The sequence below is a fragment of the Mesorhizobium sp. M0615 genome, from assembly GCF_040320805.1.
Lineage (GTDB): Bacteria > Pseudomonadota > Alphaproteobacteria > Rhizobiales > Rhizobiaceae > Mesorhizobium.
Genome location: NZ_JAMYQI010000021.1, coordinates 16193 through 42824, shown reverse-complemented (window position 1 = coordinate 42824; position 26632 = coordinate 16193). Strand labels below are relative to the sequence as shown.

The following is a 26632-nucleotide window of genomic DNA, read 5'->3' as shown; positions in this document are numbered from 1 at the left end:
CTGGAAACTCCCGTTGCGCGATGCGGCAAGCTAGGCCAAGGTGCCTTGAAAACCACAGCGCCGGGAGAGATCGAGCATGGCTGGAACGTTTGTCATCGCACAGGGCGGCGGCCCGACCGCCGTCATCAACCAGACGGTTGTCGGGGCCACGCTGGAAGTCCGCAAGCGCCATCCCGGCGCCAAGGTGCTGGGCTCGCTCCACGGCGTGCGCGGCATTCGTGACGGCAACTATGTCGACCTCTCCGCCATCCCAGAGGACCGGCTGCGGCTGATCGCCGGCACGCCGAGTGCCGCGCTCGGCTCGACACGCGACAAGCCCGACGCTGCCTATTGCGAGGTCATCCTCAAGGGCCTGAAGAAGGCCGGCGCGGACGCCTTCATCTATATCGGCGGCAACGACACGTCGGGCACGCAGCAGATTCTGACCGACGCAGCCGGCGGCAGCATCGCTTTCGTCCATGCGCCAAAAACCATCGACAACGACCTCGAGGAAAACGACCACACGCCGGGCTTCATCTCGGCGGCCGAATTCGTCGCCGGCGCGTTCCTGTCCGTCGATCTCGATTTCCGCGCATTGCCCGGCATCTATGTCGGCATCGTAATGGGTCGGCATGCCGGCTTCCTCACCGCGGCGGCTGCAGCCTGGCAGCTCGATCCCGACAGCGGCCCGCATCTGGTCTACGTGCCGGAACGGCCGTTCTCCGCCGCCGGTTTCATCGACGACGTGCGCGCCACGCTCGACCGCCACAAGCGTTGCATCGTCGCCGTCTCCGAAGGAGTCAGCACCGCCGACGGCAAGGCGCTGGTCGAAAGCCTGGTGCCGCCGGACAAGCTCGAGCGCGACGCGCATGGCAACGTCAAACTGTCGGGCAGCGACCTGCCGTCAGCTCTGGAACGTGCGCTCGCCGAAGGCCTGTCGGGCAAGCGCGCCCGCGTCGATGCGCTTGGCTACATGCCGCGCGGCTATGTCGGCGCGATCAGCGCCGTCGACGCGCGGGAGGCTTTCGACGCCGGCGCCTTCGCGGTTGCCGTTGCCGGCGAAGGCGGTGGCTCGGTGGCGCTGCAATATGACGGCACGAAAACCGTGCTGAAGAAGGTGCCGCTGAAGAACGTCGCCGGCAAGACGCGCCATATGCCCGACGATTTCATGAAGCCCGATGTCAACCAGCTGTCGGAAGCGGGCATGGCTTACCTGAAGCGGCTGGTGCCGGAAAAATACAAGGTGGGAAAGCCCTTCGTCTGATGGGCGGCCGTTTTGGCGGCACCCGTTTTGGTGGCGAGCGCGTTGTCGGCGACTGGTTCGGCAAGACGATCATCGACGACCGCACGACGATGCTGACCGAGCCGTTCGTGCATGATTTCGTGCGCGCCAACATCTGGCATTTCAGGGGACGCGACGCCGACCTGCTGGTCGACACCGGCATGGGCATCTGCCCGCTGGCGCCTGAGATCGACACGCCCGAGGGCAAGCCGCTCATCGTTGTCGCCACCCACATCCATCTCGACCATGTCGGCTCGCTGCACGAGTTTCCGCTGCGCGCCGGGCCGCGGCACAGTGCCGAGCATTTCGAGACCATGAATGAGGCAGTGACCTACGCCTACATGTTTTGCAATCTCGACGGCGCCGTTTCGAAATTGCCGGCGCCGGGCTGGACGGCGGCCGACTACAAGATCCCGCCGGCGCCGCTGACGCGCACGCTGGACGAGGGCGACATCGTCGACCTCGGCGACCGGCAGTTCCGCGTCCTGCATCTGCCCGGACATTCGCCGGATTCGATCGCTTTGTTCGAAGAGACGGACGGGTTGTTCTTTGCCGGCGACGCCATCTACGATTCCATGCTGATCGACGACCTGCCGGATTCCTGCCGGCCTGATTATCGCCGTACCATGCAGCGGCTCCTCGACCTGCCTGTTCGCCTCGGCCATGGCGGCCATGGGCCGAGCTTCGACGGCGACCGGATGCGCGAGATCGCCACAGCCTATCTCAGGCGCAACGAAGGCCGCTGACGACATTGTGATTGGAACCAGCGTGGCGCCGTGGTCGAGCGCGTCAATCCGGACAAGGCAGCCGCCAATGCGGACCTGCAGCCGGGCGACGTCATCGTCGCCGTCGACCAGTCGCCGGTGCGGAATGCGCGGTAAGCCAACCAGGCGATCGCCGAGCCCGGCAGATCGGGCCGGAAGTCGGTGCTGCTTTTGGTCGACCGGGGCGACGCGCAAATCTTCGTCGCCGTACCCTTCGCCGCCGGTTGAGACATGATTCGGCGGGCTCGCTGAACGATCGGCAGGCCTGCCGAACGGCCCCGCCAAAATTCCCGTTGCCCGCCGCGACATCTTCGAGAACATTACGGCAGGCCGGCAATGGCCTGCTAAAAACGGACGGTTCGATGGTCACTCGCGGTTTTTCCTCCGGTCGAAAGCCTCCGACGGAGACCGATGCGCGCATTCCGCCCGGTCAGTATCTCGAACAGGGCTTTCCAGTGCTGTCGGCGGGGCCGACGCCGCGCGTGCGCACCGAGGACTGGTCGTTCACGCTCAAGCACGGGCCACGCCCGATCAAGAAATGGAACTGGGCCGAGTTCAACGCGCTGCCCTTGACCAAGATGACGCGCGACATCCATTGCGTTACCGCCTGGACCAAGTTCGATACCGCCTGGCAAGGCGTGCTGGTCGACGACATCCTTGCCGATGCCGGCATCGAAGCGCCGACCGGCTTCCTGCTGGCGCATGGCTATGACGGCTATACCACCAACGTGCCGGCCAAGGATCTCACCGCGGGGAAGGCGATGGTGGCGCTGCTTTATGAAGGCAAGCCAATCACTGCCGACCATGGCGGCCCGGCGCGGCTCCTGGTGCCGCATCTCTATTTCTGGAAATCGGCTAAATGGCTGAACGGGCTGCAGTTCACCGAGCGCGACGAGCCGGGCTTCTGGGAATTGCGCGGCTATCACATCTATGGCGACCCGTGGCGCGAGCAGCGCTATAGCGGCGATCCATGAGCGAAGCGCCGCAATCTCCCTGGCAGACGGCGAAAATCACCCGGATCGAAAAGCGGACGCCACGCGTCACCAGTTTCTTCTTCGCGCTGTCACGGCCATTCGCCTATCGCGCCGGACAGCATGTCGATGTCAGGCTGACTGCGCCTGACGGCTACCAGGCGCGCCGCTCCTATTCCATCGCCTCGGCGCCGGAGAGCGGCGCCACGATCGAGCTGGCGATCGAGCGGCTCGACGACGGTGAAGTCTCGCCCTTCTTCCACGACATCGCCGCGGTCGGTGACGAGATCGAACTGCGCGGGCCGCTCGGCGGCCATTTCGTCTGGTCCGATGGGGATGGCGGGCCGCTGCTTCTGGTCGGCGGCGGCTCCGGCGTGGTGCCGCTGATGGCGATGGTGCGGCATCGAGCCTTGCGCAAATCGGCGGTGCCGGTGGCGCTGATGTTTTCGGTGCGGGTCTGGGACGAGGTGATCTTCCGCGACGAGCTGATCGGCCTCGGCGACCGCGGCGACGGGTTCGAGCTGGTGCTGACGCTGACGCGCGAGGCGGCACGGCGCCCGTCCGACTATTCGAGGCGCATCGACACGGCAATGGTCATGCAGGCGCTCACGCGGCTGCCGCGGCCGCCGGCGCTCGCCTTCGTCTGCGGGTCGAACGCCTTCGTCTCGGCGGCTGCCCAGGCGCTGATCGATGCCGGCATATCAGCGGAAATCATCCGCACCGAGCGCTATGGCGTCTGAGAGGGCCACAGTGGTTCAATGTTTCATGGAAACAGCGACCCGCTCTCAGGCGGGTGAAAACCTTGCCGACAGCAATTGGAACGGCAGCGCGCCATAGGCGGCGACTTCGGCCTCATTGTCCCAGTTGCGGAACTGGCGCGATGGCCGTGCCTCGATCACCAGAGGCCGGCCGGTGTCGTCCACCGTTACCTTGCCGCGAAAGCGCAGCACACGTCCGCCGCCGGCGCGGCTGATCACCATGGAACGCAAGCGGGCGACGTGACCGCTGCCGGCATTGATTTCCATCTCGATGCGGCGGCGGACTGGCGGAACGACGATCCTGACGGTGACGTCCAGCATCATCTCTCCAGTCCTGTCCGGACGCGGCAGGGCCTGAGAAAGCGCGAACGGTTCCGGCGTCGCTCTTGCCTTGCGCAATGTCGGCCTGCCGCGCCAGACGGCAGCAGGCGTCGGATGCTGCAGTCGGCCCTTCTTGCGTTTCAGGCGCAACTGCTTGGCAAAGCCGCGCGACAGCCAGACGAGACCGCCGAAATCGGTGCGCGGCTTGGCCTGCAGCACCGAGGACCAGCGCGACAGGCCGGCGTGATCGGCGTTCGCAACCGTCCGTGCCAGTTCAGCCGGCGGCACTGCAATGCCGATTTCCAGGCTGAGGTAGGACAGCGCCACCGCCGCGGCTACGGCCAGGTGGCGCCTGGCGACGATATCGGCGAACACGTCCCAGTCGACCTCGTCGCCCTCGATGGCGACGGCGCAGTCGACCAGCCAGTCGCTGTGGGTGTGGGCATCGAGGCCGCCATGTGCGATGGCGAGCGCCATGCGGTCGGCCGGAGAGGGAACAAGCACGCGGACGCCATTGAAATCGGCTGACAGCGCCCGCTGCCAGATCGCCAGATCATCTTCCGCGCTTTGCTGCGACCCGTCATAAGCGAGCTGGTGCAGGTCGATGTCGCCGAAACTGCCCTTGAAAAAATTCATCGAACGCAAGGACGCCAGCCTGGTGCGCAGATATTGCGGACTGACGCCGGTGGCGATCTGCCAGTCGCGTTCGCTAAGCACATCGAAGGCGGCAATCATGGCCTGCGAGCGCACCAGTATGTCGATGTCATGCGCCACCCGGCCGCGCTGCGCCGACGCGTTGACGGCGATGCGGCTGGCGCCTTTGATAAGCATCACCGCGCAGCCGGCGTCGATCATGGCCTGTAGCGCCGGCTCGGCCTCGCGCGCAGCCAGTCGCGATTTGGTCCACAGCATCTTTTGCAGGCCGACAAGACGTGGATAGGCCGGATGCCCAGCCAGCTTGCGGCCGAACCTGTCGGAGATCGCGGCCAGCAGCCGATGCTCGCGGAAAGCAGCATGGTCGATATCGTTCTCGTCGAGCCAGCGCGCCGCGTAACGCCCTGCCGCTTCTTCATCGGGCAGCAATGCGGCCTTCAGCAGCTGGTCGAGTCCGCCAGTTGGCCATGACCAACCATAGTCCGGAAACCGACGGCCGATACGGCGCATGGCATTGGCCATCAGTCGGCGCTCGCCTTTTTCGCTGCTCGCCTTTGCATGGCCAGCCTTACGACTTCGACATAACCGCGGTCGCGCACGGGGTCGCGTCCATAGGACATGCTGTCGGGCCGGATGCGGCGCAAGGTCAGGACATCGTCGAGCATGGCAAGCGCAAAGCCCGCCTCGCGGGCACGGGCGATCCAGTCGACCATGTCGCCGCGACCGCCTTGCGGGTCGATGATCGGACCGACGGCCTCGGCTACCTCCCGGCGGATCATCATCGTCGTGCGCGACCAGCCCGCCACCGCCACGTCCTGTTGCACATCGGGCTTGTCATCGCGAAACGTCCGCCAGTGGGCAAAGACTCCTGCCGTCGCGGGAAACCGCTCGAAATGCTCCAGCTGCCTTTCGATCTTGGTCGGCAGCCACAGATCGTCCGCATCGAGCGTGGCGACGAAGGGCGTCGCCAGCGCGGCGATGCCCCTGGTGGTGGCGCTGCCTGGTCCGGCATTGTCCTGGCGCAACACCTGCACCGGCATGCCCAGCGCATTGACCACCGCGACCGTATCGTCGGTCGAGCCGTCATCGACGACGATTATGGCGTCGGGCTGGATCGTCTGGGCCGCGACCGATCGCAGCGTCTCGGCGATGGTGGCGGTCGCGTTGAAGGCCGGAATGACGACGCCGTAGCTGGCCATCACAGGAAACGCCAATTCGCAAGTTCCTTGAAATCGAAGATGCCGTCGACAGGGTGCAAGGAGCGGTCGGCCTCGCGCCGTTTCATCGACTTGTAGACGGCGCGCATGAATTCGCGAAAAGGAACATCGGCCTGCCTGGTCATGTTGCCGGGATGGCGCCGGTAATAGAGCGCAACAGTGTCGGGCATCGTGAATTTCGGCCCGCTTTCGAAAGTGCGCAGCAGATAGTCGGTGTCCTCGGCCTGGTGGAAATCCTCGTCGAAGCTGCCGATGCGTTCGACCAACCGCCGGACGAAGATAGCGGGAGACAGGTGAATGCCGCGAACCGTCACCGAGTGGCTGTCGGCTGTCGGCTCCAGCGTATCGTCATCTATGTCGTCGACCAGCGTCATGCGCGAATAGGTGAGCTCGAGGGTGGGGTCTGCGTCGAAACAGGCCAGATCCGCCTTGAAGCGGCCCGGCGGGGAAATGTCGTCGGAATCGAGAAACGATACCAGCCCGGTCTGCGGCAGCAATTGCCGCAAGCCCGCGTTGCGTGCCCGCGTCACCCCGGCATTCTGCTGCTGGAAAAGGCGAATGCACGGCGCCTCCGCGATCAGCGAGCGCACGACCGCCACCGAACTGTCGGTCGAACCGTCATCGATAACGATGATGTCGAGATCGGCGGCATCGCGCTGCCTCAGCAGCGAGCGCAGCGCCGAGCCGACATGGCGTTCGCGGTTGTAGACCGGCATGATCACGCTCAGCTTCACGCACGCATCCCAGGCTGTGATCTGTTCATTGTTTCACCACTCTGCCGGGCGCTTGATCTCGAAAAGCCCCTCGACCGGGCGCCGCGACGGATCGGCCTTGCGCCGCCGCAAGGATTTCTGAATTACACGTAGGTATTCGCGCACCGCCACATCCCTTTGCTTGGTCAAATTGCCGGGGTGGCGCCGGTAGTATACCGCGACGGTGTCGGGAAAAATGTGCTTCGGGCTGGTTTCGAAAATGCGCAGAAGATAGTCGGCGTCTTCCCCCTGCCGGAACTCCTCGTCGAAAGCACCAGCACGGTCGATGAGTGCCCTGCGGAATACCCCGGCGCTAAGGCTGACGCCGCGCACGGTGGGACCTGCGCCGCCCGGTGCCGGCTGCAGGGCTTCGTCGTCCATGAGATCGACGCGCGTCATCAGCGAGTAGGTCAGCTCGAGCGCAGGGTCGGCCGCGAACAGGGGTAGGTCAGCCTTGAATCGTCCAGCCGGCGAGACGTCGTCCGAATCCAGGAACGACACCAGTTCGGTTTGCGGCAGCAACTGCTTCAGCCCTGTGTTGCGCGCGTTGGCCACGCCCTGGTTGGCCTGCTGGAACAGGCGGATGCACGACGCTTCCCGCATGATGGCGCGGACGGCTTCAACGGAGCTGTCCGTCGAGCCGTCGTCGACAACGATGATATCGAGATCGGCATCGTCGCGTTGCCTGAGCAGGGACCGCAACGTCGAAACGACATAGATCTCCCGATTGTAGACCGGCACGATGACGCTCAACTTCATGCAGCGCCCCGAAGGACGAAATCCGCAATCGTGCTGGCGATCTCGCGCGGCTCGGTCCCCAGCAACAGCCGGTAGCATGGCAGATCGCGGGTAAGCTCGCCGAAAAAGCGAAAGCCCGCTTCCCGCTCGCCCGGCATCTGCACGATTCCTGACGGCGCCAAGGCGATCATGGCATCCTTGCGCGATATGGGCATGACCGAGCTTCTCGCACCTCCCCTGATATGGGGCACTATTAAAGCAATAATGTCCAGACTTGCAGGAGTTGGTCGAGGCGCGATCTCGTCGATGTGAAAGGCATGCTTGCCTTGCCAGTTCAGCGGTTGGTACGACTTTAGCCGCTCCTCCAGCTTCAGCCGCTTGAAGCCCTCCGGATCCTGCTTGAGCGTGGCAAACAGCGGATAGGCCGTCACCCCCCCGGTCCGGTCGATCAGCACATAGTCGTCGCCGACGCTATCGAGCCCATTGAGCAGGCCGGCGACGACCGTTCCCGATTTTCCGGCTCCCCCGGAGCCCGCCAGCAACACGCCCTTGCCATCGATGCCCAGCGTGCCGGCATGGGTAAGCCGCATGCCGCGCGCCGCATATTCCCAATGCAGGAAGGCGCGCAGCGGCGCCGCCTGTTCCCATGGCGGAAAGGCCTCGGCCGCCATCATCAGCTGCGCCCCGACATGGCGTTGCGGATCATGGAACTGCCAGAAATCGAGGTCATGATAGTAGCTGCCGCGCAATCCGGCCTCTTCCAGCCGGTTGGCAAAGGCATGATGGTTGTAATCGCCTCGGCTCCAGGTGGCCGGGGCGAGGACGCCATCGATGCCCGGGTGGGCGACGAAAATGCGGCAGCCGTCAGATGCAGACGGATTTTCCGGGGCCGGTATGAAGGCATGGCTCATGGCTTCCGCCAGCGTGCCATGGTCGAGGTGGACACTCAGCTCCAGTCCCGGCAACCGCACGCTGGCGGTAACGGGATAGAAGGCGGCGGCGCTTTCCGCGGCCGCCAGCACATGGCGGGCATAATCCGGCAGGGTTTGCAGCGTGATCAAAGGCATGTGTTGGTTGTTCAGCGTCCAGAATTGCGCCGGGTCGCCTGATGCATGTCGCTCGGGGTGGCCCCGGTTTTGAGACGACGACATGCATAAAATCAAAGATCTAAACCGCGTCGCCTGAGTCCGTTCAAACGCGACGCGCTTTAGGGAAACGATTATGCCTGTTTCACCGCCGGCCAGCCGAGAGGTTCCTCAACCTCATGGATCGGGTCGACAATGATGAGATCGGCAAGGTCGTCATGGACATCGACCTTGAGCGGCTCATTGCTGGCAGCAAGCGCAGCCGACAGCTCGCCCGAAAGCGGTTGTGCCGGTGTTTCGGCTGGCGCAAGCAACCCGAAATCGAGCAGTCGGGCAACGAAGCTTTCGAGGTCGGCCAGGCTTGTTTTTGCGGCGCCCGCGGCAGCTCCGACCAGTGCTTCAGTGGCGACGCCGGACGACAAAGCCTGCCAGACCCGGCTGCCGGAATCGGAAAAGCCGAAATACTTGCCGCTCGAAAGATCGAGAACGACGGCTTCGCCATCGAATGATTCGAAAACGATGTCCTTGCTTGCGACCGCGTAGACCCGCTGCTGCATCGCTCTGTCCCCCGTCCCATGCGCCCTGAAGGGATGCGCCGGCTTCACGGTCTGCCCAGCCCTTCCTAAGTGCGTCTAAATCACTCGGCCTATGCTTGGCAAGACAAAGACCCGCGAACACAACGCCTGCGTCGGCGACCGTTGCGGCGAAGTCGACCGGCTCAAGCCTCGATTTCGAGCGCCGACAACGGTTTCGAGCAGCAGGCAAGGATGAAACCGTCATCGATCTCGTGGTCGAGGATGCCGCCATTGTGGCTCATCTCGACTTCGCCGGAGACCTTCTTCACCTTGCAGGTGCCGCACAGGCCGAACTCGCAGGCGGCGGGAATCCGCACGCCCGAGCTGCGCGCGGTCTGCAGCACGGTCTGGCCGGCGACGCAGCCGGCGTCGACCTCCGAAAGCGAGAAGCGGATCGGCGTCACGGCTTCGACAGGTGCAGCGATGCCGTCCTCGACCGGGGAGGCAAACGGCGCCGGAATTTCCTCCACCACAGGCGCGGCAAAGCTCTCCTGATGGTATTTCGTCATGTCGAAGCCGGCGGCATCCAGCATGCCGCGCACGGCGCGCATGAACGGATCGGGGCCGCAGCAGAAGATTTCGCGCTCGCGGAAATCCGGAGCCAGCAAGGGCAGCCGGATCGCATCGATGCGGCCCATATGGCCGTACCAGCCTTCGCGGCTGGAACGTTCCTCGATCATGAAGCCGAGCGACAAGCCGGGCATATGGCCGCCGAGCAGTTCGAGTTCCTTGCGGAAGATGATCTCTTCGGCACGCCGCGCGCAGTTGACGAAACCGACATCGGTCCATGGCGCGCAGTCGTTCAGCCAGCGCAGCATCGACATCATCGGCGTCACGCCGGAGCCAGCCGAAATGAACAGGTATTTGGCCGCCGGGTGGCTGTGCAACGAGAAGTCGCCCGCCGGTCCATAGGCCTTGACATGCGAGCCGGGTGCCAGATGGTCGAACATCCAGCGCGTGCCGATGCTGCCGGCCTGCGCCTTGATCGTCACCGCGATCGAAAAGGGCCGCGATGGCGATGACGACAGCGTGTAGGTGCGCATCAGCGGCCCGTCCGGTGTCGGCAGTTCCAGCGTCAAGAACTGGCCCGGCTTGTAGCGGAACCAGGTCTGGTTGTCGGAGCGGAAGGTGAAGGTCTTGACGTCAGGCGCCTCGTCGCTGACGCCGATCACTTCCAGCGCCTGCAGCCTATCGTTCCACGGCGCCATCTGGTCAAGATGGCGATAGAGCCCAAGATCCGTCATCGCATTCATCCTCTGGTCCCTCTTCGCCTGCTCCAGCTCACGCGACGCTGCGCAGCGCCGGCCGGCCGCCTTCGGCAAGGCGCGGGCCGATGAAGGCCGCGTACCATTCGACGAACTGGATCACGCCGCCCTCGTGCAGCTCCGAATAGGGGCCGGGCTCATAGGCCCGAGACAGGATGCCAAAGGCGTTTTCCTCGACGATGCGGCGGTCCTGGTCGTTGGTCTCGGTCCAGACATGGGTGAGCTCCTCAAGGTTGTAGTCGACCCCCTCGACCGCATCCTTGTGCACCAGCCACTTGGTCGTCACCGCGGTTTCGGTGGCGCTGATCGGCAGCACCCGGAAGGTGACCGCATGGTCGATCAGTATGTGGTTCCAAGTCGTCGGATAGTGGTAGTGCATCAAGGTGCCGATGCGGTCGGCGGCAACAGTGTCGGACAGGTTCTTCGTCACCGCGCGCTTTCCGGACATCGTGTAGCTGACGGCATCGCGCAGCAGCGGCGCGCGGGTGGCGCGGTATTGCCCGGCCGGATCGATGCGGAACTTGCTCGGCAGGCCCGCCGCCTCGCATTTCGCCCAGTGCGCCAGCATCTCCGGATCGCTGTCGGCGCCCTGCACGCCGGTCACCGTCGGCGCTTCGGGGAATGTCTTGCACAGCTCTGGATGATTGCCGGCGCAGTGATAGCATTCGCGGTTGTTTTCCCAGACCAGCTTCCAGTTGCCCTTCTCGATGATGGTGCTCTCGAAGGCGACCTTGGCTTGATTCAGCCGGTGCGGCTTGAGGTAGGGCTCTATCATGGCGCGCATCGGGGCAAAGTCGGCAGGTTCTTTTGCCAGGCAGATGAAGATGTAGCCGCCGACGCTCTCGCAGGCGACGGGCTTCAGGCCGAACTGGCTCTTGTCGAAACCGTCGGCCATCTGGCGGGCAAACAGCAGCCGGCCGTCAAGCTCGTAGGTCCACTGGTGATAGGGGCAGACAAGCTTTGCCGCCATGCCCTTCTCAGTGTTGCAGACACGGCTGCCGCGATGGCGGCAGGAATTGTGAAAGGCGTTGATGTTGCCCTTCTGGTCGCGGACCAGCACCACCGGATAATCGCCGATCTGCACGGTGATATAGCTGCCGGGCTTCGGCAGTTCGCAATCATGGCCGATGAACAGCCAGTCGCGATACCAGATAAGCTCCATGTCGAGCTTGAAATAGTCCGGGTCGGTGTAGAAGGGCTGTTCCAGCGAAAAGCCTTGCTTGCGGCCGTTCAGGAGCCTCAGCATGTCGTTGCGCGTATCCATAGTTCTGTCCTCGTGGTTTAAGGACTGAACTTGGTGGTGATGGAGGAAGGATCGGACGCAGGCCGGCGCGGCGCCGGACATGCACTATCCACCTCTTGACCGCCCACCGCGATCAGTCGAGTCTATGCATCTCGGGCTGGTTTCCGGGCTCTGGAGTTGTCCTTGCGGACCATCGCGACACCTTCCCAGGCTCTTGCCCAGTGGTCTCCCGTTGCGACTTCAACTCCACCACCGTTGCGGGGGCAGCGCCGGATTCTGACCGGCTTCCCAATTCTCCGCTGCGTCGTCACGAAGCGGCACCTGAGATGCGATCATCTAATCACGGCAGCGATCGCGACGTCGGCATGAAAGCGACATCGTATCCATGCGGCGCGACACGCGCGGCATACGCCCCGCCGACCACCGAAGGGCTGAGATCCTGTCTTGCGGCGCTATCATCGCCGTTTCGAATCGCTGCGGATCCAGTTCCGATCGGGGGCAAAAAGGGCTCAACGGTATCGAAAAGTTACTATTAGCAATCTCTAATCGAACCGAACGGTTCGTTTCTGTTGACAATGCGTGCAGGACCGTGTGAACGACGGCCCGGAAACCGACACCGGAGCGAACCACTCGGTTCGACATAAGCAACTGAAAACAATGCGATAAATGACCATAGAGGAACTTCCTGGCACAATTTCAAGGTGCAGGACCGTGGTCCACACGGAACAACTTCGTGATTGGAAACCAGCCTATGGCTTTCCCACATCGGGGCTGTCCGAACGACGCGAATTGCTCCCAAGACACGCCGCTAGACGGACAGACAAACTGGAGTACTAAAAATGAAAAAGATCATCCTCACTGCCGCAGCCGTTTTGGCGATCACCGGCAGCGCCTTCGCCGGTAGCGACAATTACGGTTCCAATGGTGCGAACCAGCCAGCCGTCTCGGTCGACAGCTCGTATACGGCTTCCATTCAGAAGCCGGCGCACGCTGACAAGCAGCCTGTCGTTCAGGGCGCCGACCGCGACCTCTACGGCAATCGCTGATCCCGACCAAAGAAGGGCGGCTAACCCGTCGCTCTCGGGATCCCAAAAAATTCAGGAGTATTGAAATGAAAAAGATCATCCTTGCTGCCGCCGCCGTTTTGGCCATCTCCGGCAGCGCTTTCGCCGGCAGCGACAACTACGGTTCGAACGGCGCCAACCAGCCTGCGATTACGTCGACCGATAGTGGCCATACGGCTTCGGTTGAGAAGTCGGCTCCAGCCGAGCAGGCGCCTGCCCACGGTGCCGACCGTAACCTTTTCGGCCGCTAAAAGCCGGTTTCCAGCACGTGGCGGGCTTATCCGCTGCAGCTGGCGGCATCAGAAAAATTCAGGAGACTAAAATGAGGAAGATCGTTCTTGCCACCGCAGCCGTTCTGGCTGTTTCGAGCGCTGCCTTTGCCGGCAGCGACAATTATGGCTCCAATGGCGCCAACCAGCCGGCCGCTGCCGTCGACACCACCCGCACTTCGTCGACCGGCACCAACTCGGCGGTCTACAAGCTGCTGAACTCGTCGGACGACCAACAGAAGTTCGTTCCTCAGAGCAGCGACAGGGATCGGTTCGGCAACAACTAACAGCCGAAGCTTAAAAAAAGAGCGGCGGGCCTAGCCCGCCGCTCTTTTTTCATGCCTGTACAACGCAGCTATCTCAAGCCGCCTTCACTTCCACCGGCTTGAGCGAGAAGGAGTGCCCATCGGCGTCGAAGATGTGCAGGTCCCCGGCATCCGCGGTCAGCCGCAGCTTTGCCCCGCGCTTGACCTCGACATTGCCGGGCAGCTTGGTCACCAACGGCAGGTCGGCGCGACCGATATCGATATAGACCAGCTGCACCTCGCCGAGCTGCTCGACATAGTCCACCACGCCCTCGAAAAGATATTCCGTGCCGGTGGCGACCGACAGATCCTCCGGCCGCACGCCGAAGCTGACTGCCGCACCCTTGGCTGACGCCGGCGTTGCGATCGGCACCGTTGCCTTGCGGCCGCCGACATGGCTGACGATTGTCGGGTTGCCCGTCCTGTCGATCGTCGCCGGCAGGATGTTCATGGCCGGCGAGCCGATGAACTGGGCAACGAACAGATTGCCGGGCTTCTTGTAGAGGTCCATCGGCGTGCCGACCTGCTCGATATGGCCATCCTTCAGCACGACGATGCGGTCGGCGAGCGTCATCGCTTCGACCTGATCGTGGGTGACGTAGATCATGGTCGTGGCAGGCATCGATTCCTTCAGCTTGGCGATCTCGATGCGGGTCGCGACGCGCAGCGCCGCGTCGAGGTTCGACAGCGGCTCATCGAACAGGAACACTTTCGGGTTGCGCACGATGGCGCGGCCGATGGCGACACGCTGGCGCTGGCCGCCCGACATCGCCTTGGGCAGGCGGTCGAGATATTTGGTCAGCTGCAGGATTTCGGCGGCCTGCCGCACCCGCTTGTCGATCTCGGCCTTACTTTCCTTGCCGATCTTCATCGAGAAGGCCATGTTGTCGTAGACGGTCATGTGCGGATAGAGCGCATAGGACTGGAACACCATGGCGATGCCGCGCTTGGACGGCGGCACGTCGTTCACCACCTCGCCGGCGATCTTCAGCTCGCCGGAGGTGATCTCCTCAAGCCCGGCGATGGACCGCAGCAAGGTCGACTTGCCGCAACCCGACGGGCCGACGAAGACGATGAACTCGCCCGACTTTATGTCGAGGTCGATGCCGTGGAGAATGTGCAGATTGCCGTATGATTTCTTCACCTGTCTCAGCGTGACATCGGCCATAATTTCCTCCCAGTGATTTCCCTAGAGAACCTGGATTTCCTCAAAAAATCCAGTTTCGTCAAAAACTCAGTCGATGCGCCCGAACCAGGCGCCGTAGCCGCCGAGGCGGATGGAACCTGTGCCGGATTGTCCCGAAAAACCGTGCCCGGCCAATGGCAGCAGCGCCTGACCACCGAGATCGACCTCCGCCGGCTTGCTGGCCAGATTGAAGACGCAGACGATCTGCTCATTGCCCTCACGGCGGGTGAAGGCGACGGTGTCGCCCTCGCTTTCGATGAACTCGATGTCGCCTTTGGCCAGGGCCGGATGCTGGCGGCGGAAACCGAGAAAGCGCCGGTAGTGCTCGAGCAGCGAGGCCGCGTCGCCCTGCTGAACATTGACCGCTTGCGACAAGTGCTTGCCCGGCACCGGCAGCCAGGGCTTGGCCGTCGAAAAGCCGGCATTGCTGGCGGTTGCATCCCACACCATCGGCGTGCGGCAGCCGTCGCGGCCCTTGAATTCGGGCCAGAAGCGAATGCCGTAGGGGTCCTGCAGATCCTCGAACTGCAACTCGGCTTCGCCCAGCCCAAGCTCCTCTCCCTGATAGAGGCAGACCGAACCGCGCAGCGACATCAGCAGCGCCGAGATAACCTTCAGATAGGCGGCCGGGTCGGCCTCGTCGGCGGCCCAGCGCGAGGCCGGACGCATCACGTCGTGGTTGGAAAAGGCCCAGCACGACCAGCCGTCGCTGGCGACCTTGCCGAAGGCTTCCAGCACCTGGCGCACCTTGGCGGCGCTGATCTTTTCCGGCGCCAGGAAATCGAAGGAATAGCACATGTGGACGCGTTTGCCGCCGGCGGTGTAGGCGGCGACCACTTCCAGCCCACGCTGCGAATCGCCGACTTCGCCGACCGCGGCGGCCGCCGGATATTCGTCGAGCAGCGCCCGGAACCGTTCGAGGAAGGCAAGGTTTTCCGGCCGGCTCTTGTCGTAGATATGGTCCTGGTAGTTGTAGGGATTGACCGCAGGTGCTGTCTGGTCGTTGCGCTCTTCGGGCGGCAGCGGCGGATTGTTCTCCAGCCCCTGGCTGTGGAAGTAGAAATTGATGGTGTCGAGGCGGAAGCCGTCGACGCCGCGCTCCAGCCAGAAGCGGGTGACGTCGAGCAGCGCGTCCTGGACTTCCAGATTGTGGAAGTTGAGGTCCGGCTGCTCGGACAGGAAATTATGCAGATAATATTGCTGGCGGCTGGTGTCCCACTGCCAGGCCGAGCCGCCGAAGATCGACAGCCAGTTGTTGGGCGGCGTGCCGTCCGGTCTGGCGTCGGCCCAGACATACCAGTCGGCCTTGGGATTGCTACGGCTGGCGCGGCTCTCCTTGAACCATGGATGGTTGTCGGCGGTGTGCGACAGCACCTCGTCGATCATCACCTTGAGGCCGAGGTGATGGGCTTCCGCAACCAGCGCGTCGAAATCGGCGAGCGTCCCGAACATCGGGTCGACGTCGCAATAGTCCGAGACGTCGTAGCCGAAATCCTTCATCGGCGACTTGAAGAAGGGCGAAATCCAGATGGCGTCGACGCCGAGCGAGGCGATGTAGGGCAGCCTGCGGATGATGCCCTTGAGGTCGCCGATGCCGTCGCCATTGGAGTCCTGATAGGAGCGCGGATAGATCTGGTAGATCACCGCGCCCCGCCACCAGTCGCGATCGACGGCGAGATCGGGCTTCGAGGTCGCCTTCAAAGCGGCTTGCATAAGTCTCAACCTCCTTTGACCGAGCCGGCCAGCAGCCCGCGGACGAAATAGCGCTGCAGCGAGAAGAACACGATCAGCGGCACGATAATGGTGACGAAGGCCGATGTCGTCAGGATTTCCCAGTCGCCGCCGCGCGAGCCGAGCAGCGCGTTGAGCTTCGCGGTCAGCACGATCTGGTCCCCTTCGGTACCGAGGAAAACCATTGCCACCAACAAATCGTTCCACACCCACAGGAACTGGAAGATTGCAAAGGACGCCAGCACCGGGAAGGACAGCGGCAGCACGATCTTGACGAAGATTTCGAAATCGCTGGCGCCATCTATGCGCGCCGATTCCATGATCTCGCGCGGCAGGCCGGCAATATAGCTGCGCAGGAGATAGATGGCGAAGGGCAGGCCGAAGCCGGTATGCGCCAGCCAGATGCCGAGATAGGTTTTCGACGGCACACCGAAGAAGATGCCGACGCCGTTGTAGATCTTCAAAAGCGGGATCAAGGACATCTGCAGCGGCACGACCAGCAGGCCGATGATTGTGGCGATCAGCAAGGCGCGGCCGGGAAAACGCATCCACGCCAATGCATAGGCGGCGAAGGCGGCGATCAGGATCGGGATGACCGTCGCCGGGATGGTGACGGTCAGCGAGTTTATGAACGAGCGGCCGATGCCCTCCGAAAACAGCACGGTCTTGTAATTGTCGGTGGTGAATTTCGGTGGCGCCGACGAGGCGTAATAGACGCGCTGGCCACGGTCGCCTTCGAAAGCCTTGGGCGAACTCATGACGAACGTTCCGTCGGCATTGAGCTGCAAGGTCACGCCGTCGCCGAGATCGGCAGTGGTGCCGGCCGGATATTGCGTCGGTGCCGCCGACTTCACGCCGAAGGCGCTGATGTTGCGCGCAGCACCGTCGCCGAAGATATTGCCGGCAAGCACGAACTTGCCGTCCTTCTCGACCTGCGCCGAGGCCGGCGGCAGGCGGCCGGCTTCGGTCTGGCTGGAGCTGGAGAACGAGTTCCACCAGCCCGAGGCGATGATCTGGTCCTTGTCGCGCAGCGACGAGACCAGGATGCCGAGCGTCGGCACGGTCCAGATGGCGACGAAGACGAGCACGGCGATGTGGACGCCGAAGCGGCTGGCAAAGGACTTTCCGGTCGCGACGGCCATCTCAATGTCCTCCCGTCTCTTTGTTCGCCTGGCGGATGTTCCAGACCATGATCGGGATGACCGCGATCATGATGATGATGGCGATGGTGGCGCCGCGGCCGAAATCGCCGCCGCCGCGGAACATCCAGTCGAACATCAGATTGGCCAGCACCTGGCTGTTCCATTGGCCATTGGTCATGGTCAGCACGATGTCAAACACTTTCAGCACCAGGATGGTGATCGTCGTCCAGACCACGGCGATGGTGCCCCAGATCTGCGGCACCATGATCTTCCAGAAGATCTGGAACGGATTGGCGCCGTCGATGACCGCGGCTTCAAGCGTCTCTTCGGGGATGCCGCGCAATGCCGAAGACAGGATGACCATGGCAAAGCCGGTCTGGATCCAGATCAGGATGATCATCAGGAAGAAATTGTTCCAGAACGGCAGCGATATCCAGACCTGCGGCTGGCCGCCGAAATACTGGATGATGGCGTTGAGCAGGCCGATCTGCGTCTGGCCCTCGCCGCGATATTCGTAGATGAATTTCCAGATCACGCTGGCGCCGACGAAGGAGATCGCCAGCGGCAGGAAAATCAGGCTCTTGGCGATCGTGCCCCACCAGATCTTGTCAGTGAGCACGGCGATTATCAACCCTAGAAAGGTGCAGGCGGCGGGCACCACCGCCAGCCAGATGATGTTATTCAGGATCGAGTTGCGGAACTCGCGGTCGCCGAACGCCCATTCATAGTTGGCGAAGCCGACAAAATGCTGGCCGCCGCGGTCGAGGAAGGACAGCCAGAGCGTCGCCACCACCGGATAGATCAGGTAGACGGTGAGGATGATCATCGCCGGGCCGACGAACAGCCACGGACGGACCAGTCCTTGCCGGCGCAGATTGTCGATGGCCGCAGCCCCGGCCACGCCGCGCGACGGGAATATCAGGTCGACCAGCTTGTTGGCGCCCCAGAAATAGGCGACGCAGCCGCCGACGCCGATGATGATGACAAAAATGGCCGATAAGATCTGAGCAGCCATGGGTCCCTCTTCCCTGCGCATGATCGGCCGGGCCTTGAACAGCCCTGGCGATGTGGCTCTGCGCCGATTTAAGTTATTCTGAAACGAACGAACGCAAATCGGTCCGGCGTAAGGCGCCGGTCGGATCCGGGCCATAGCGGCCCGGATCCAGTCTGTGGAGGAAGTCCTGAATTTGCCGCCAAAGCGGCTGATTACTTGGCAGTGGTTACTTGCCAGCTGACTGCTTGCCAGCTGACTGCTTGCCAGCTGACTACTTGATAGCGTCCCAGCTCTTCTGGATGTCGGTGGCGACATCCTGCGCCGACTTGCCGCCGACCAGATCGATCATGCCGGTCCAGAAGGCGCCGGCGCCGATCTTGCCCGGCATCAGGTCCGAACCGTCGAAGCGGAAGGTCGAGGCATTGGCAAGGATATCGCCCTGCTTCTTCAGCGCGTCGCTGGCATAGGCATCCTTGTTGACCGACTTGAGCGGCGTGACGAAGCCGCCCTGGGCCATCCAGATTTCATGTGCCAGCGGCATTTTCAGAAATTCGATGAACGCGCGTGCACCCTTCGAATCCTTGGTGATCATGGCCAGCGTGCCGGCGCCGAGCACAGGCGTGCCCAGCTCGGGCTTGGATGCATAGGGCGGGAAGTAGAAGAAGTCGGCGTCCTGTCCAACCTTTGTGCCTTCCGGGAAGAAGGTCGGGATGAACGATGCCTGATGGTGCAGGTAGCATTTCGGCGGCACCGAGAAGAGGCCCTTCGGGCTGTCGCGGAAGTCGGTCGCGGCAACCGCCTTGGCCCCACCGTCGACCATCTTGTCGTCGGTCGCGATCTTGCCGAAAATGTCGATGGCGTTGACCACCGCCGGATCGTTGAACGGGATCTCGTTCTTTACCCACTTGTCATACACGTCGGGCGTCTGGGTGCGCAGCATGATGTCTTCGACCCAGTCGGTCGCCGGCCAGCCGGTAGCGCCGCCTGAGCCGAGGCCGATGCACCACGGCGTGCCGCCGTCGGCGATGATCTTCTTCTCGAGGTCGGCGAGCTCTTCCTGGGTCTTGGGAACCTTGTAGCCGGCTTCCTCGAAATTGTCGGGCGAATACCAGACCAGCGATTTCACGTCGGCCTTGTAGGGGAAGGCGAAGAAGCCCGGCTTGCCGTCCTTGTCCTTGAAGGTGCCGAGATCGACCCATGACTGGCCGGCGCCGTAATTGTCCTTGATCCATTTGGCGGTGTCGTCGCCCAGCGGCGTCAAAAGGCCCTTGGACGCAAGATCCTGGATCAGGCCCGGCTGCGGCAGTACGGCGATATTGGGCGGGCTGCCGGCCTGGGTATCGATGACGATCTGCTGTTCGTAATTTTCCGACGAGGAGTATTTGATCTCGGCGCCGGTGGCTTCCTGAAAATATTCGAGAACAGTGCGGATGAGGCCTTCGTCCTCGCCGCGCCAGGGCCCGAAGATGGTCAGCGTCTCGCCCTTGAGATCGACCTTCTTCAGCTCTTCGTAATTGGCCCAGTTGAAGCGCTTGTCTTCCCCGGGCTTGAACTTCAGTTCGGCTTGCGCCGGCAGGGACAAGGCGAGTGTGGCAAACGCTGCGCCAAGCAGAAGCATCTTCTTCATCGGTATTCCTCCCAGTGTGGACACATACACCCGGGCGGAACCTCCATTCCGCCCGCCGACGCTGCAGGACTGTGACTCGTTCAGAAAGGAACCGCAACCTTTCGAAGAGTCTTCCAAAGCGCTTTGGTCTTTTTGATCTCGCCATTGAATCAGCTGGAAGTCAAGAGGGCGGTGGGCTAATCGATTTAATTGCGGCCGCAAGACTTGGTAAAGTGCACTGCAGCGCAGTTTTACGGCGGTGCAGCACCGTATTAAGCTTCAAACTGGCCGGACCAGTGCGTATGGTCGACCAGCTCGGCCGCGCCCATTGTGGCGCCGCGTGGCTTCAAAATTAAAAGCGCTTTGAGGGTTGGAGGCCTCCCAGTGAACCTGAAGCAGCTCTCTCATATGCTGGCCCTGTCGCAGACAACGGTAAGCCGTGCGCTCAACGGCTATCCCGAGGTCAACGAGGAAACCCGCCGGCGTGTGGTGGATGCCGCCAAGCGCCACGGCTACCGGCCCAACCCGAGCGCGCGCCGGCTGGCGACCGGCAAGACGGGCATGATCGGGTATGTGCTGCCGACGGGCGCCTCCGTCGACATCGACCCGCATTTCGTCGAATTCCTCTCCGGCCTCGGCGACTATGCCCGCTCGCACGAGCTCGACCTGGTGCTGTCGCCGGCCGATGCCGACGACCAGGAAACCACCTATCGCCGCATCGTCGCCAACCGCCAGGTCGACGCCGTCTACATCTCCTCGCCGCGCCCGGCCGACCGGCGAGTGGCGCTGGTCAACACGCTCGGCATTCCCTTCATCGTCCATGGCCGCAGCGAAGGCTTCGATTTCGACTACCCCTTCACCGACATCGACAATGAGGGCGGCTTCCACGACGCCGCCCGGCTGCTGGTTCAGCTCGGCCACCGCCGGCTGGCGCTGATCAATGGCGACGACCGCGAGACCTTCGCCATCCACCGCGAGCGCGGCATGCGCAGGGCGCTGGCCGCGAGCGGCCTGACGCTCGGCGAGCGCCATGTCTGTTCACTCACCATGACCGAGGAGAACGGCTACCGCGCCGCCAGGCGCCTGCTCGAACAGAGCGAGCGGCCGACGGCGATCGCCTGCTCCAGCCTGATCATGTCGCTCGGCGTCGTGCGCGCGGTGCGCGACCTTGGCCTGACCATTCCCGGCGACCTGTCGTTGATTGCCCATGACGACGTCTTTCCATGGCTGAAGCCGGAGAATTTTTCCGTGCCGCTGTCGACGACGCGCTCGTCGATCCGCCTCGCCGGCGCCCGCATCGCCGAACGCCTGGCAGCGCGCATTTCCGGCTTGGAAGAAGGGGCGCGGGGCGAGGTCTGGCCTGTCGACCTGGTGGTGAGAGGCTCGGTCGCCGGCGCGCCGGTTTAGGGATTAATCCAATTGCTCCGCTGGGCAAGTTCACCCATGTGGATGTTGCCCGCAGATAGATTGACTTCGTTGGGACAACGGTCTGCCTGGACCTGTCCTTGATTTGGCTTCGAGTGGGTGGCAACCAGTAAGCCAGAGCCATCAACCAGTCCTCAGGGTGCGCCACTTGCCCATATTCCCGTTCTCCGAAACGGATCCAATCCGGCATCCTGGCCCACCGCCGAAAACGTCGGAGGTGGTCATTGTCGGTGGCGGCATCATCGGTGTGACGACGGCGCTTTTCCTGGCACAGCGGAACATCCCGGTGACGCTGCTGGAAAAAGGACGCATTGCGGCCGAACAGTCGTCCCGCAATTGGGGCTGGATCCGAAAGCAGGGACGCGACGCCGACGAGTTGCCCATCGTCATAGAGGCTATTCGCCTGTGGCGGCAACTGGCTGAGGAATGCGGCGAGGACATCGGCCTGACCCAGACAGGTGTGACCTACCTGGCGAAGACCGACAAGGACATGGCCGGCTTCGAAGCATTCATGAAGATCGCTGCGACGCATGCGCTCGACACCCGTCTCCTGGATGCAGACGAAACCGCGGCACTCATCAAAGGCATGTCGCGCAAATTCAAGGGCGCGATGACGACGCCCTCCGACATGCGGGCGGAGCCTTGGCTGGCGGTGCCCGCACTTGCCCGGCTCGCCGCGCGAAAAGGCGTCAAAATCGTCGAGAATTGTGCGGCGCGAACCCTCGAAATCTCAGGCGGCAAGGTCAAGGGCGTGTGGACCGAGACGGGGTATATCGAGGCCTCCAGCGTGCTGGTCGCGGGAGGTGCCTGGTCATCCTTGTTCCTGAGAAGACACGGCGTCTCCATCCCCCAGCTCAGCGTCAGGGTAACCGCAGCCGCAACGGACCCCTTGGCTGAAATCTATGCAGGTGCGGCGACTGACGAACACATCGCTTTCAGGCGCCGGCAGGATGGCGGGTATACGCTCGCCGCGGGCGGCAGCCATCTGCATTACCTGGGACCTGACGCCTTCCGGCACGCCACCAAATATCTTCCTGCGCTGAGGGACAATCCGCTGGGGACACGCTACTTTCCGTTCGCGCCGTCAGGTTACCCCGATGCCTGGTCGACGCCGCGCGATTGGGCGCCGGATTGGAAGAGCCCGTTCGAGAGAATGCGGGTGCTCAACCCGGCGCCTGAACCCGCCAAATTGCGGTCGATAGAACGCAATTTCAAACAGCTTTTTCCGCAGTTCGGGACGATTCGCCTCAAAGCCGGCTGGGGCGGCATGATCGACGCCATGCCCGACGTCGTCCCCGTCGTGGATCGGGTTGAGGCCGTCGGCGGTCTGTTCGTCGCGACGGGAATGAGTGGTCACGGCTTCGGTATCGGGCCTGGCATAGGCCGTGTCGTTGCCGACCTGATCCAGGGAAACCAGACGGGGCACGACCTCAGCCGCTTCCGGCTGTCACGCTTCCATGATGGCAGCCCTGTCCGGCTGGGCCCGGCGCTCTGAATTGGTGGCGCGAATTTCGCCCGGTTTACTTGTTCGCCGCCGCCTTCGTATCCAGCAGCCCATAACCGAAATCATTGTCCCGTCCCTTCGGACCGAGATCCCTGGCGGTGGCGGCCAGCGCCTTTTCGATGTCGTCGGCGGAGCGCTCGGGTGAAGCGTGGATCAAATTGGCGATAGCGCCGGACACGATCGCGGCGGCAAACGAGGTGCCGGTGACGACGTCAGAGCCGGCGCCGCTCGGCGCCACCATCTCGACGCCGGGCGCCGAGATGAAGACATAAGCGCCGCGATTGGCCTGCTGCATCAGCCCGTCCTTGGCGTCGGTGGCGGTGACCGCGATCACGCCGTCATAGGCGGCGGGGTAGCCATAGGGCGCTTTCGGCCCGTTGTTGCCGGCAGCAGCGACCTGGATGATGCCGAGCCCGCGCGCATTGCGGCAGGCGGTGGCGAGCAGATCGTTCTTGGGGCCGACGAAACTCATATTGATGATGCTGACATTCTGGTCCGCCGCCCAGTCGAGCGCCGACAGGATGACATCCATGGTCGACCTGCCGTCCTCGAAGGCGCGGGCGTGATAGATCCTGGCGCCGGGCGCCATGCCTTCGAGCGCGCCGACGCCGGCGATCAGCCCGTCGACCGAGGTACCGTGGTCACGCTTTTCGACCGGCACGTTGGGCATGGCGTCGAACTGGTCGGCAATGACGCCGGACAGCGCCGGATTGGTGTCGTCTATGCCGGTGTCGATGACGGCGATGCGCACGTTTTCGCCACTGGCTTGCTTGTTGTCGAGCTGAATGCGCTCGAAGGCATAGTTGACGATGCCGGCCGCCTGCTGCAGCGAATAGATATGGTTTGGCTCGCGCCGCAGGGTGCGGCCATCGGCGGCCAGCTGCGCCAGCACGGCGCCGACCGGGCGGCCGTCGGGAATGCCGAAGCGCACCAGTGTGGTGCCGAGCAGCCGCGACTGGCGCTGCGAGCGCACTTCAAGGCCGAAGGAGGCGGCGATCTGCTGGACGGCGCCGGCATCGCCGTCGACGGTCACCAGCACCTCGTCGGGCACGAACTCGCCGGCGATGGCACGGCGCGGCGCGGTCGCGACAAGATCGGTCGGCGAAACGATCGCCCCGCCGGCGGGTGGCCCGGCCTGCGTGTCGGCAGGCGGCGCTGACGGCCGTGGCGTCGGCACGGGCGCTTCGGGAGCCGGTGGGTTGGGAAACAGGTCGACGATCAGGGCCGGAAGGGTAACTGCGCCTGGTTCGCCGCCGACGTTGGCCTCATTGCCGTCTTTCGGGCAGTCGGCAGCCGCCGCTCCGGCCGCGTCGGTGCAGTCGGCCCGGCCGGCATTGGGATCATTGGTCTGCGCCGACGCCGGCACGGCGACGATTGTCGTCGCCGCCACCAGGATCGCCGCAAATCGAATGACCGCCCTAGCTGCCATCAACCGGTTTCCTTCCCTCGATCACAGTCTCCGCGAACGGCTGGGCGGCAATAAGGCCGACGAGCCTGGTGTAGTCTGCTCCGGTCTTGACCGGGATGGCAATGCGGAAGACGCCCGAGGCGGCCGGCCCGCCGGCGATCTTCAGCGCGTTCTGGTCAAGGAAGACAGCGATGTCGGACATCTTCGCATCCGGCTTGAACTTGACCAGCGCGAACGGCAGTTTGGCCAGATCATCCTCGGCGCCGGCAATCTCGAAATCATGGCTCTTGCCGCCGGTCTGCACGTAGGACTGCACCACGACCAACGCCAGCAGCACCGCCGCTGCCGCCCAGGCGACACCGACCGGCACCGCCATGAAACGGCCGAGTGCCTGCGCCAGCCAGGAACGGCCCGCGGGAGCGCGGACCGGTCCGGCTTCGGCGTCGAGCGCCCTGGCAAAGCGGCTGAGCGCATCGGCCGGTGGCCGGATCGCCTCGTTGGCGGCGGTGGCGCCGGAGAATTCCGCCTCAGCCTCGCCAAGCGCCGCCATCGCCGCCGGATCGGACGCCAGCCATTCCTCGACGGCTTCGAGGTCCGAGCCTTCCAGCGAGCCGTTCAGGTAGAACGGCAGCAGCGTTTCCATTTCGTCACGGCGCGACATTTTTTCAGCGGCGCTCATGTCTTCAGGATTGCTCATGGCCACCCCCTGTCGTAACCGGCGGCCTTGAGGGCTTCGCCGAGTTTCTTGCGGGCGTAGAACATTCGGGTCTTGACAGTGGCGACCGGGATGCCGAGTACCTCGCCGATCTCCGTCACCGACTGTCCATGGTAATAGGCAAGGTCGATCACCGAGCGGTGTTCCTCCGGCAAGGCATCGACGAAGCGCCGCAAGGCGGCGCCCTTGTCTTCCTTCATGGTGGCGACTTCCGGCGTGTCGGCGCCATCGGGAACCTGCGCCGCATCATCGTCATCGATCCAGTCTTCTTTTTTCTTGCGCAGCATCGACAGCGCCTTGAACCGGGCGATGCCGAGCAGCCATGTCGAGACTTCCGAGCGCCCTTCGAAACCGGGCGCCTGGCGCCACAGCTCGAGAAAGACCTCGTTTGCGATATCGTCGGCCATCATTTCCGATCCCGTCTGGCGCACCACGAAGCGGTAGACCCGCGCGTGGTGACGCATGAACAGCAGCCGAACAGCGGCACGGTCGCCCTTCGCGACCCGGTCGACAAGCGCGCGATCAGTCTCGGTCGCTGCCGTCATGGCCGGTCGAGCCGCCTGGCTCCTGTCTGCTCTGTCGCCGATAGGTTCAAAAAGGTTCATCCTTCCGCCAAGGAATTTTGGCGAAGCTAACCGAAGAAGGTGAGTGTTGCCAGAGTGTCTCCCTTCTCCCCGTCACTATACAGGGAGAAGGTGGCGGCAGCCGGATGAGGGGCGGCACCGGCGTTGGGGTATTTATGTTTGATGTTGCGCTGCCCCTCACCCTTACCCTCTCCCCGTATAGTGACGGGGAGAGGGGGTAGCGAACGGCGGCTCAGCGACGACCTCCGTCACCCCAAAAACGGCTTAGCCTTCATGGTCTCCGGCACCGGCACACCCAGCCGCTTCAGCACCGTCGGCGCCAGTTGCAGTTGATCAAGCAGCGTGTCCGGATCCGGCCCTTTGCCGGCTCCGAAATAATACAGCGCGAAATCCTGCATTTCATCGTCACGGCCGCCATGATGGCCGCGGTCTGTCTGGCCGTGGTCGGCGGTTACGATCACCTCGTAACCGGCCTGCCGCCAGCCCGGCAGGAAGGCTGCCAGCATGCCGTCCATCGCATAGCAGGCATGGTCCATTTCGTGGCAGTCATGGCCGAAGCGATGGCCCATCGAATCCAGAGTGCAGGTGTGCAGGATACCGTAGTCGATGGCATGGCGTCGGGTCAGCATGGTCAGCGTCGCAAACAGGTCGACATCGCTCGGCGTCATCTGGTTGCGGGCATTGTAGCCGGTCATGGTGTGGAAGCGGCCATGCGCGATCGGTCCGTTGGGCTCGTCATACTCCATGTCCTCGACCAGATCGAACGGATAGGAACGAAAGAATTCCGACCAGTAGGAATGCGTCACCGCGCCGGTCTTGCCGCCGGCCTTGCTGACCTCGGAGAAAATATCCGGCTTGTTGACGAGAAAACGGTTCTCGTTGGATAGGATGCCGTGCTCCTGCGGCGAAACGCCGGTGTGGATCGAGGCATAGCAGCAGGCCGAGGTCGACGGCAGCACCGAGCGCATCTTCCACACCTGCGCCTCGCCCGATTGCACCCAGCCTTCGAGATTGCCCATCAGCCGGCGCCAGTTCCGGTAGGGCACGCCATCGAAAATGATGAGCAGCAGTTTGGTCTTGAGCGCCATGGGCGGC

General features: G+C 63.3%; 26 protein-coding genes, 1 pseudogene and 1 riboswitch. Of the genes and pseudogenes, 10 read left to right on the top strand and 17 right to left on the bottom strand.

All coding sequences use genetic code 11. The features are described from left to right. Positions 1-76: 76 nt before the first annotated feature. From NKI46_RS27900 to NKI46_RS27880, 5 genes and pseudogenes are all read left to right on the top strand, one after another. Positions 77-1243: a diphosphate--fructose-6-phosphate 1-phosphotransferase gene (locus NKI46_RS27900; RefSeq protein ID WP_023738050.1), complete on the top strand. Its 1167-nt coding sequence runs from the start codon at positions 77-79 to the stop codon at positions 1241-1243. Next, on the top strand, positions 1243-2007 hold the full coding sequence (locus NKI46_RS27895; protein ID WP_050593106.1) for an MBL fold metallo-hydrolase: 765 nt from the start codon (positions 1243-1245) through the stop codon (positions 2005-2007). The genes NKI46_RS27900 and NKI46_RS27895 overlap by 1 nt, the downstream gene beginning before the upstream one ends. A 24-nt stretch (positions 2008-2031) precedes the next feature. Beyond that, a pseudogene (locus NKI46_RS27890) lies at positions 2032-2253 on the top strand (PDZ domain-containing protein); the annotation flags it as partial. Between the two features lie 134 nt (positions 2254-2387). Next, the gene (locus NKI46_RS27885; protein ID WP_023684287.1) at positions 2388-2999 is read left to right on the top strand and encodes a sulfite oxidase-like oxidoreductase; all 612 of its coding nucleotides are present in this window, start codon (positions 2388-2390) and stop codon (positions 2997-2999) included. Next, entirely contained in the window at positions 2996-3736 is a 741-nt protein-coding gene (locus tag NKI46_RS27880) for an FAD-binding oxidoreductase (protein ID WP_023738047.1), read from the top strand. Before NKI46_RS27885 ends, NKI46_RS27880 begins: the two co-directional genes overlap by 4 nt. Before the next feature lie 45 nt (positions 3737-3781). Here the strand turns inward: NKI46_RS27880 and NKI46_RS27875 are convergent, their stop codons facing one another. The 8 genes from NKI46_RS27875 to NKI46_RS27840 all read right to left on the bottom strand — a co-directional run bounded on the left by NKI46_RS27875 (position 3782) and on the right by NKI46_RS27840 (position 11625). Then, positions 3782-5251: a nucleotidyltransferase family protein gene (locus tag NKI46_RS27875; RefSeq protein ID WP_023738046.1), complete on the bottom strand. Its 1470-nt coding sequence runs from the start codon at positions 5249-5251 to the stop codon at positions 3782-3784. Then, on the bottom strand, positions 5251-5943 hold the full coding sequence (locus tag NKI46_RS27870; RefSeq protein WP_245260381.1) for a glycosyltransferase family 2 protein: 693 nt from the start codon (positions 5941-5943) through the stop codon (positions 5251-5253). The genes NKI46_RS27875 and NKI46_RS27870 overlap by 1 nt, the downstream gene beginning before the upstream one ends. Continuing rightward, a complete protein-coding gene (locus NKI46_RS27865; protein ID WP_023684291.1) occupies positions 5928-6680 on the bottom strand; it encodes a glycosyltransferase family 2 protein in 753 nt (250 codons plus the stop codon). Before NKI46_RS27865 ends, NKI46_RS27870 begins: the two co-directional genes overlap by 16 nt. Positions 6681-6713: 33 nt before the next feature. After that, entirely contained in the window at positions 6714-7457 is a 744-nt protein-coding gene (locus NKI46_RS27860) for a glycosyltransferase family 2 protein (RefSeq protein WP_023738044.1), read from the bottom strand. Continuing rightward, a complete protein-coding gene (locus tag NKI46_RS27855) occupies positions 7454-8503 on the bottom strand; it encodes a serine kinase (protein ID WP_352459298.1) in 1050 nt (349 codons plus the stop codon). Before NKI46_RS27855 ends, NKI46_RS27860 begins: the two co-directional genes overlap by 4 nt. A 152-nt stretch (positions 8504-8655) precedes the next feature. Further along, positions 8656-9078 (bottom strand): PqqD family protein, encoded by a 423-nt coding sequence (locus NKI46_RS27850; RefSeq protein WP_023826455.1) that lies wholly within the window; start codon positions 9076-9078, stop codon positions 8656-8658. A 161-nt stretch (positions 9079-9239) separates the two neighbouring features. Beyond that, complete coding sequence (locus NKI46_RS27845; protein WP_023826454.1) at positions 9240-10340, bottom strand: FAD-binding oxidoreductase; 1101 nt, start codon at positions 10338-10340, stop codon at positions 9240-9242. 37 nt (positions 10341-10377) lie between these two features. Then, entirely contained in the window at positions 10378-11625 is a 1248-nt protein-coding gene (locus NKI46_RS27840) for an aromatic ring-hydroxylating oxygenase subunit alpha (RefSeq protein WP_352749026.1), read from the bottom strand. A 117-nt stretch (positions 11626-11742) separates the two neighbouring features. Beyond that, a riboswitch (cobalamin riboswitch) is annotated at positions 11743-11944 on the bottom strand. A 499-nt stretch (positions 11945-12443) separates the two neighbouring features. Here NKI46_RS27840 and NKI46_RS27835 point away from each other — a divergent pair. The 3 genes from NKI46_RS27835 (at position 12444) to NKI46_RS27825 (ending at position 13224) form a co-directional block, all read left to right on the top strand. Next, positions 12444-12650 (top strand): DUF680 domain-containing protein, encoded by a 207-nt coding sequence (locus NKI46_RS27835; protein WP_023668885.1) that lies wholly within the window; start codon positions 12444-12446, stop codon positions 12648-12650. A 65-nt stretch (positions 12651-12715) separates the two neighbouring features. Beyond that, positions 12716-12919, top strand: a complete 204-nt coding sequence (locus NKI46_RS27830) for a DUF680 domain-containing protein (protein ID WP_023668886.1) — start codon at positions 12716-12718, stop codon at positions 12917-12919. Positions 12920-12990: 71 nt separating this feature from the next. Next, positions 12991-13224, top strand: a complete 234-nt coding sequence (locus NKI46_RS27825; RefSeq protein WP_352749023.1) for a DUF680 domain-containing protein — start codon at positions 12991-12993, stop codon at positions 13222-13224. Between the two features lie 73 nt (positions 13225-13297). Here the strand turns inward: NKI46_RS27825 and NKI46_RS27820 are convergent, their stop codons facing one another. The 5 genes from NKI46_RS27820 to NKI46_RS27800 all read right to left on the bottom strand — a co-directional run bounded on the left by NKI46_RS27820 (position 13298) and on the right by NKI46_RS27800 (position 19922). Next, entirely contained in the window at positions 13298-14410 is a 1113-nt protein-coding gene (locus NKI46_RS27820) for an ABC transporter ATP-binding protein (RefSeq protein ID WP_352511116.1), read from the bottom strand. 66 nt (positions 14411-14476) lie between these two features. Next, positions 14477-16141 (bottom strand): beta-galactosidase BglA, encoded by a 1665-nt coding sequence (gene bglA, locus NKI46_RS27815; RefSeq protein WP_031198273.1) that lies wholly within the window; start codon positions 16139-16141, stop codon positions 14477-14479. Positions 16142-16146: 5 nt separating this feature from the next. Beyond that, complete coding sequence (locus NKI46_RS27810) at positions 16147-17301, bottom strand: carbohydrate ABC transporter permease (RefSeq protein WP_023715517.1); 1155 nt, start codon at positions 17299-17301, stop codon at positions 16147-16149. Position 17302: 1 nt separating this feature from the next. After that, complete coding sequence (locus NKI46_RS27805) at positions 17303-18316, bottom strand: carbohydrate ABC transporter permease (protein ID WP_023668891.1); 1014 nt, start codon at positions 18314-18316, stop codon at positions 17303-17305. A gap of 250 nt (positions 18317-18566) precedes the next feature. Continuing rightward, positions 18567-19922, bottom strand: a complete 1356-nt coding sequence (locus tag NKI46_RS27800) for an ABC transporter substrate-binding protein (protein ID WP_023690253.1) — start codon at positions 19920-19922, stop codon at positions 18567-18569. A 363-nt stretch (positions 19923-20285) separates the two neighbouring features. Between NKI46_RS27800 and NKI46_RS27795 the strand changes: the two genes are divergently transcribed. Together NKI46_RS27795 and NKI46_RS27790 are read left to right on the top strand one after the other, a co-directional pair. Continuing rightward, positions 20286-21308, top strand: a complete 1023-nt coding sequence (locus tag NKI46_RS27795) for a substrate-binding domain-containing protein (RefSeq protein ID WP_023684299.1) — start codon at positions 20286-20288, stop codon at positions 21306-21308. A 166-nt stretch (positions 21309-21474) separates the two neighbouring features. Beyond that, the gene (locus NKI46_RS27790; protein WP_352749020.1) at positions 21475-22821 is read left to right on the top strand and encodes an NAD(P)/FAD-dependent oxidoreductase; all 1347 of its coding nucleotides are present in this window, start codon (positions 21475-21477) and stop codon (positions 22819-22821) included. A gap of 25 nt (positions 22822-22846) precedes the next feature. Here the strand turns inward: NKI46_RS27790 and NKI46_RS27785 are convergent, their stop codons facing one another. The 4 genes from NKI46_RS27785 to NKI46_RS27770 all read right to left on the bottom strand — a co-directional run bounded on the left by NKI46_RS27785 (position 22847) and on the right by NKI46_RS27770 (position 26625). Then, positions 22847-24259 (bottom strand): S8 family serine peptidase, encoded by a 1413-nt coding sequence (locus NKI46_RS27785; RefSeq protein ID WP_352749017.1) that lies wholly within the window; start codon positions 24257-24259, stop codon positions 22847-22849. Continuing rightward, positions 24249-24917: a hypothetical protein gene (locus NKI46_RS27780; protein ID WP_023703636.1), complete on the bottom strand. Its 669-nt coding sequence runs from the start codon at positions 24915-24917 to the stop codon at positions 24249-24251. The genes NKI46_RS27785 and NKI46_RS27780 overlap by 11 nt, the downstream gene beginning before the upstream one ends. Positions 24918-24931: 14 nt before the next feature. Beyond that, positions 24932-25498: a sigma-70 family RNA polymerase sigma factor gene (locus tag NKI46_RS27775; RefSeq protein ID WP_023683483.1), complete on the bottom strand. Its 567-nt coding sequence runs from the start codon at positions 25496-25498 to the stop codon at positions 24932-24934. Between the two features lie 287 nt (positions 25499-25785). Beyond that, a complete protein-coding gene (locus NKI46_RS27770; RefSeq protein WP_023694742.1) occupies positions 25786-26625 on the bottom strand; it encodes an alkaline phosphatase family protein in 840 nt (279 codons plus the stop codon). Positions 26626-26632 lie beyond the last annotated feature (7 nt).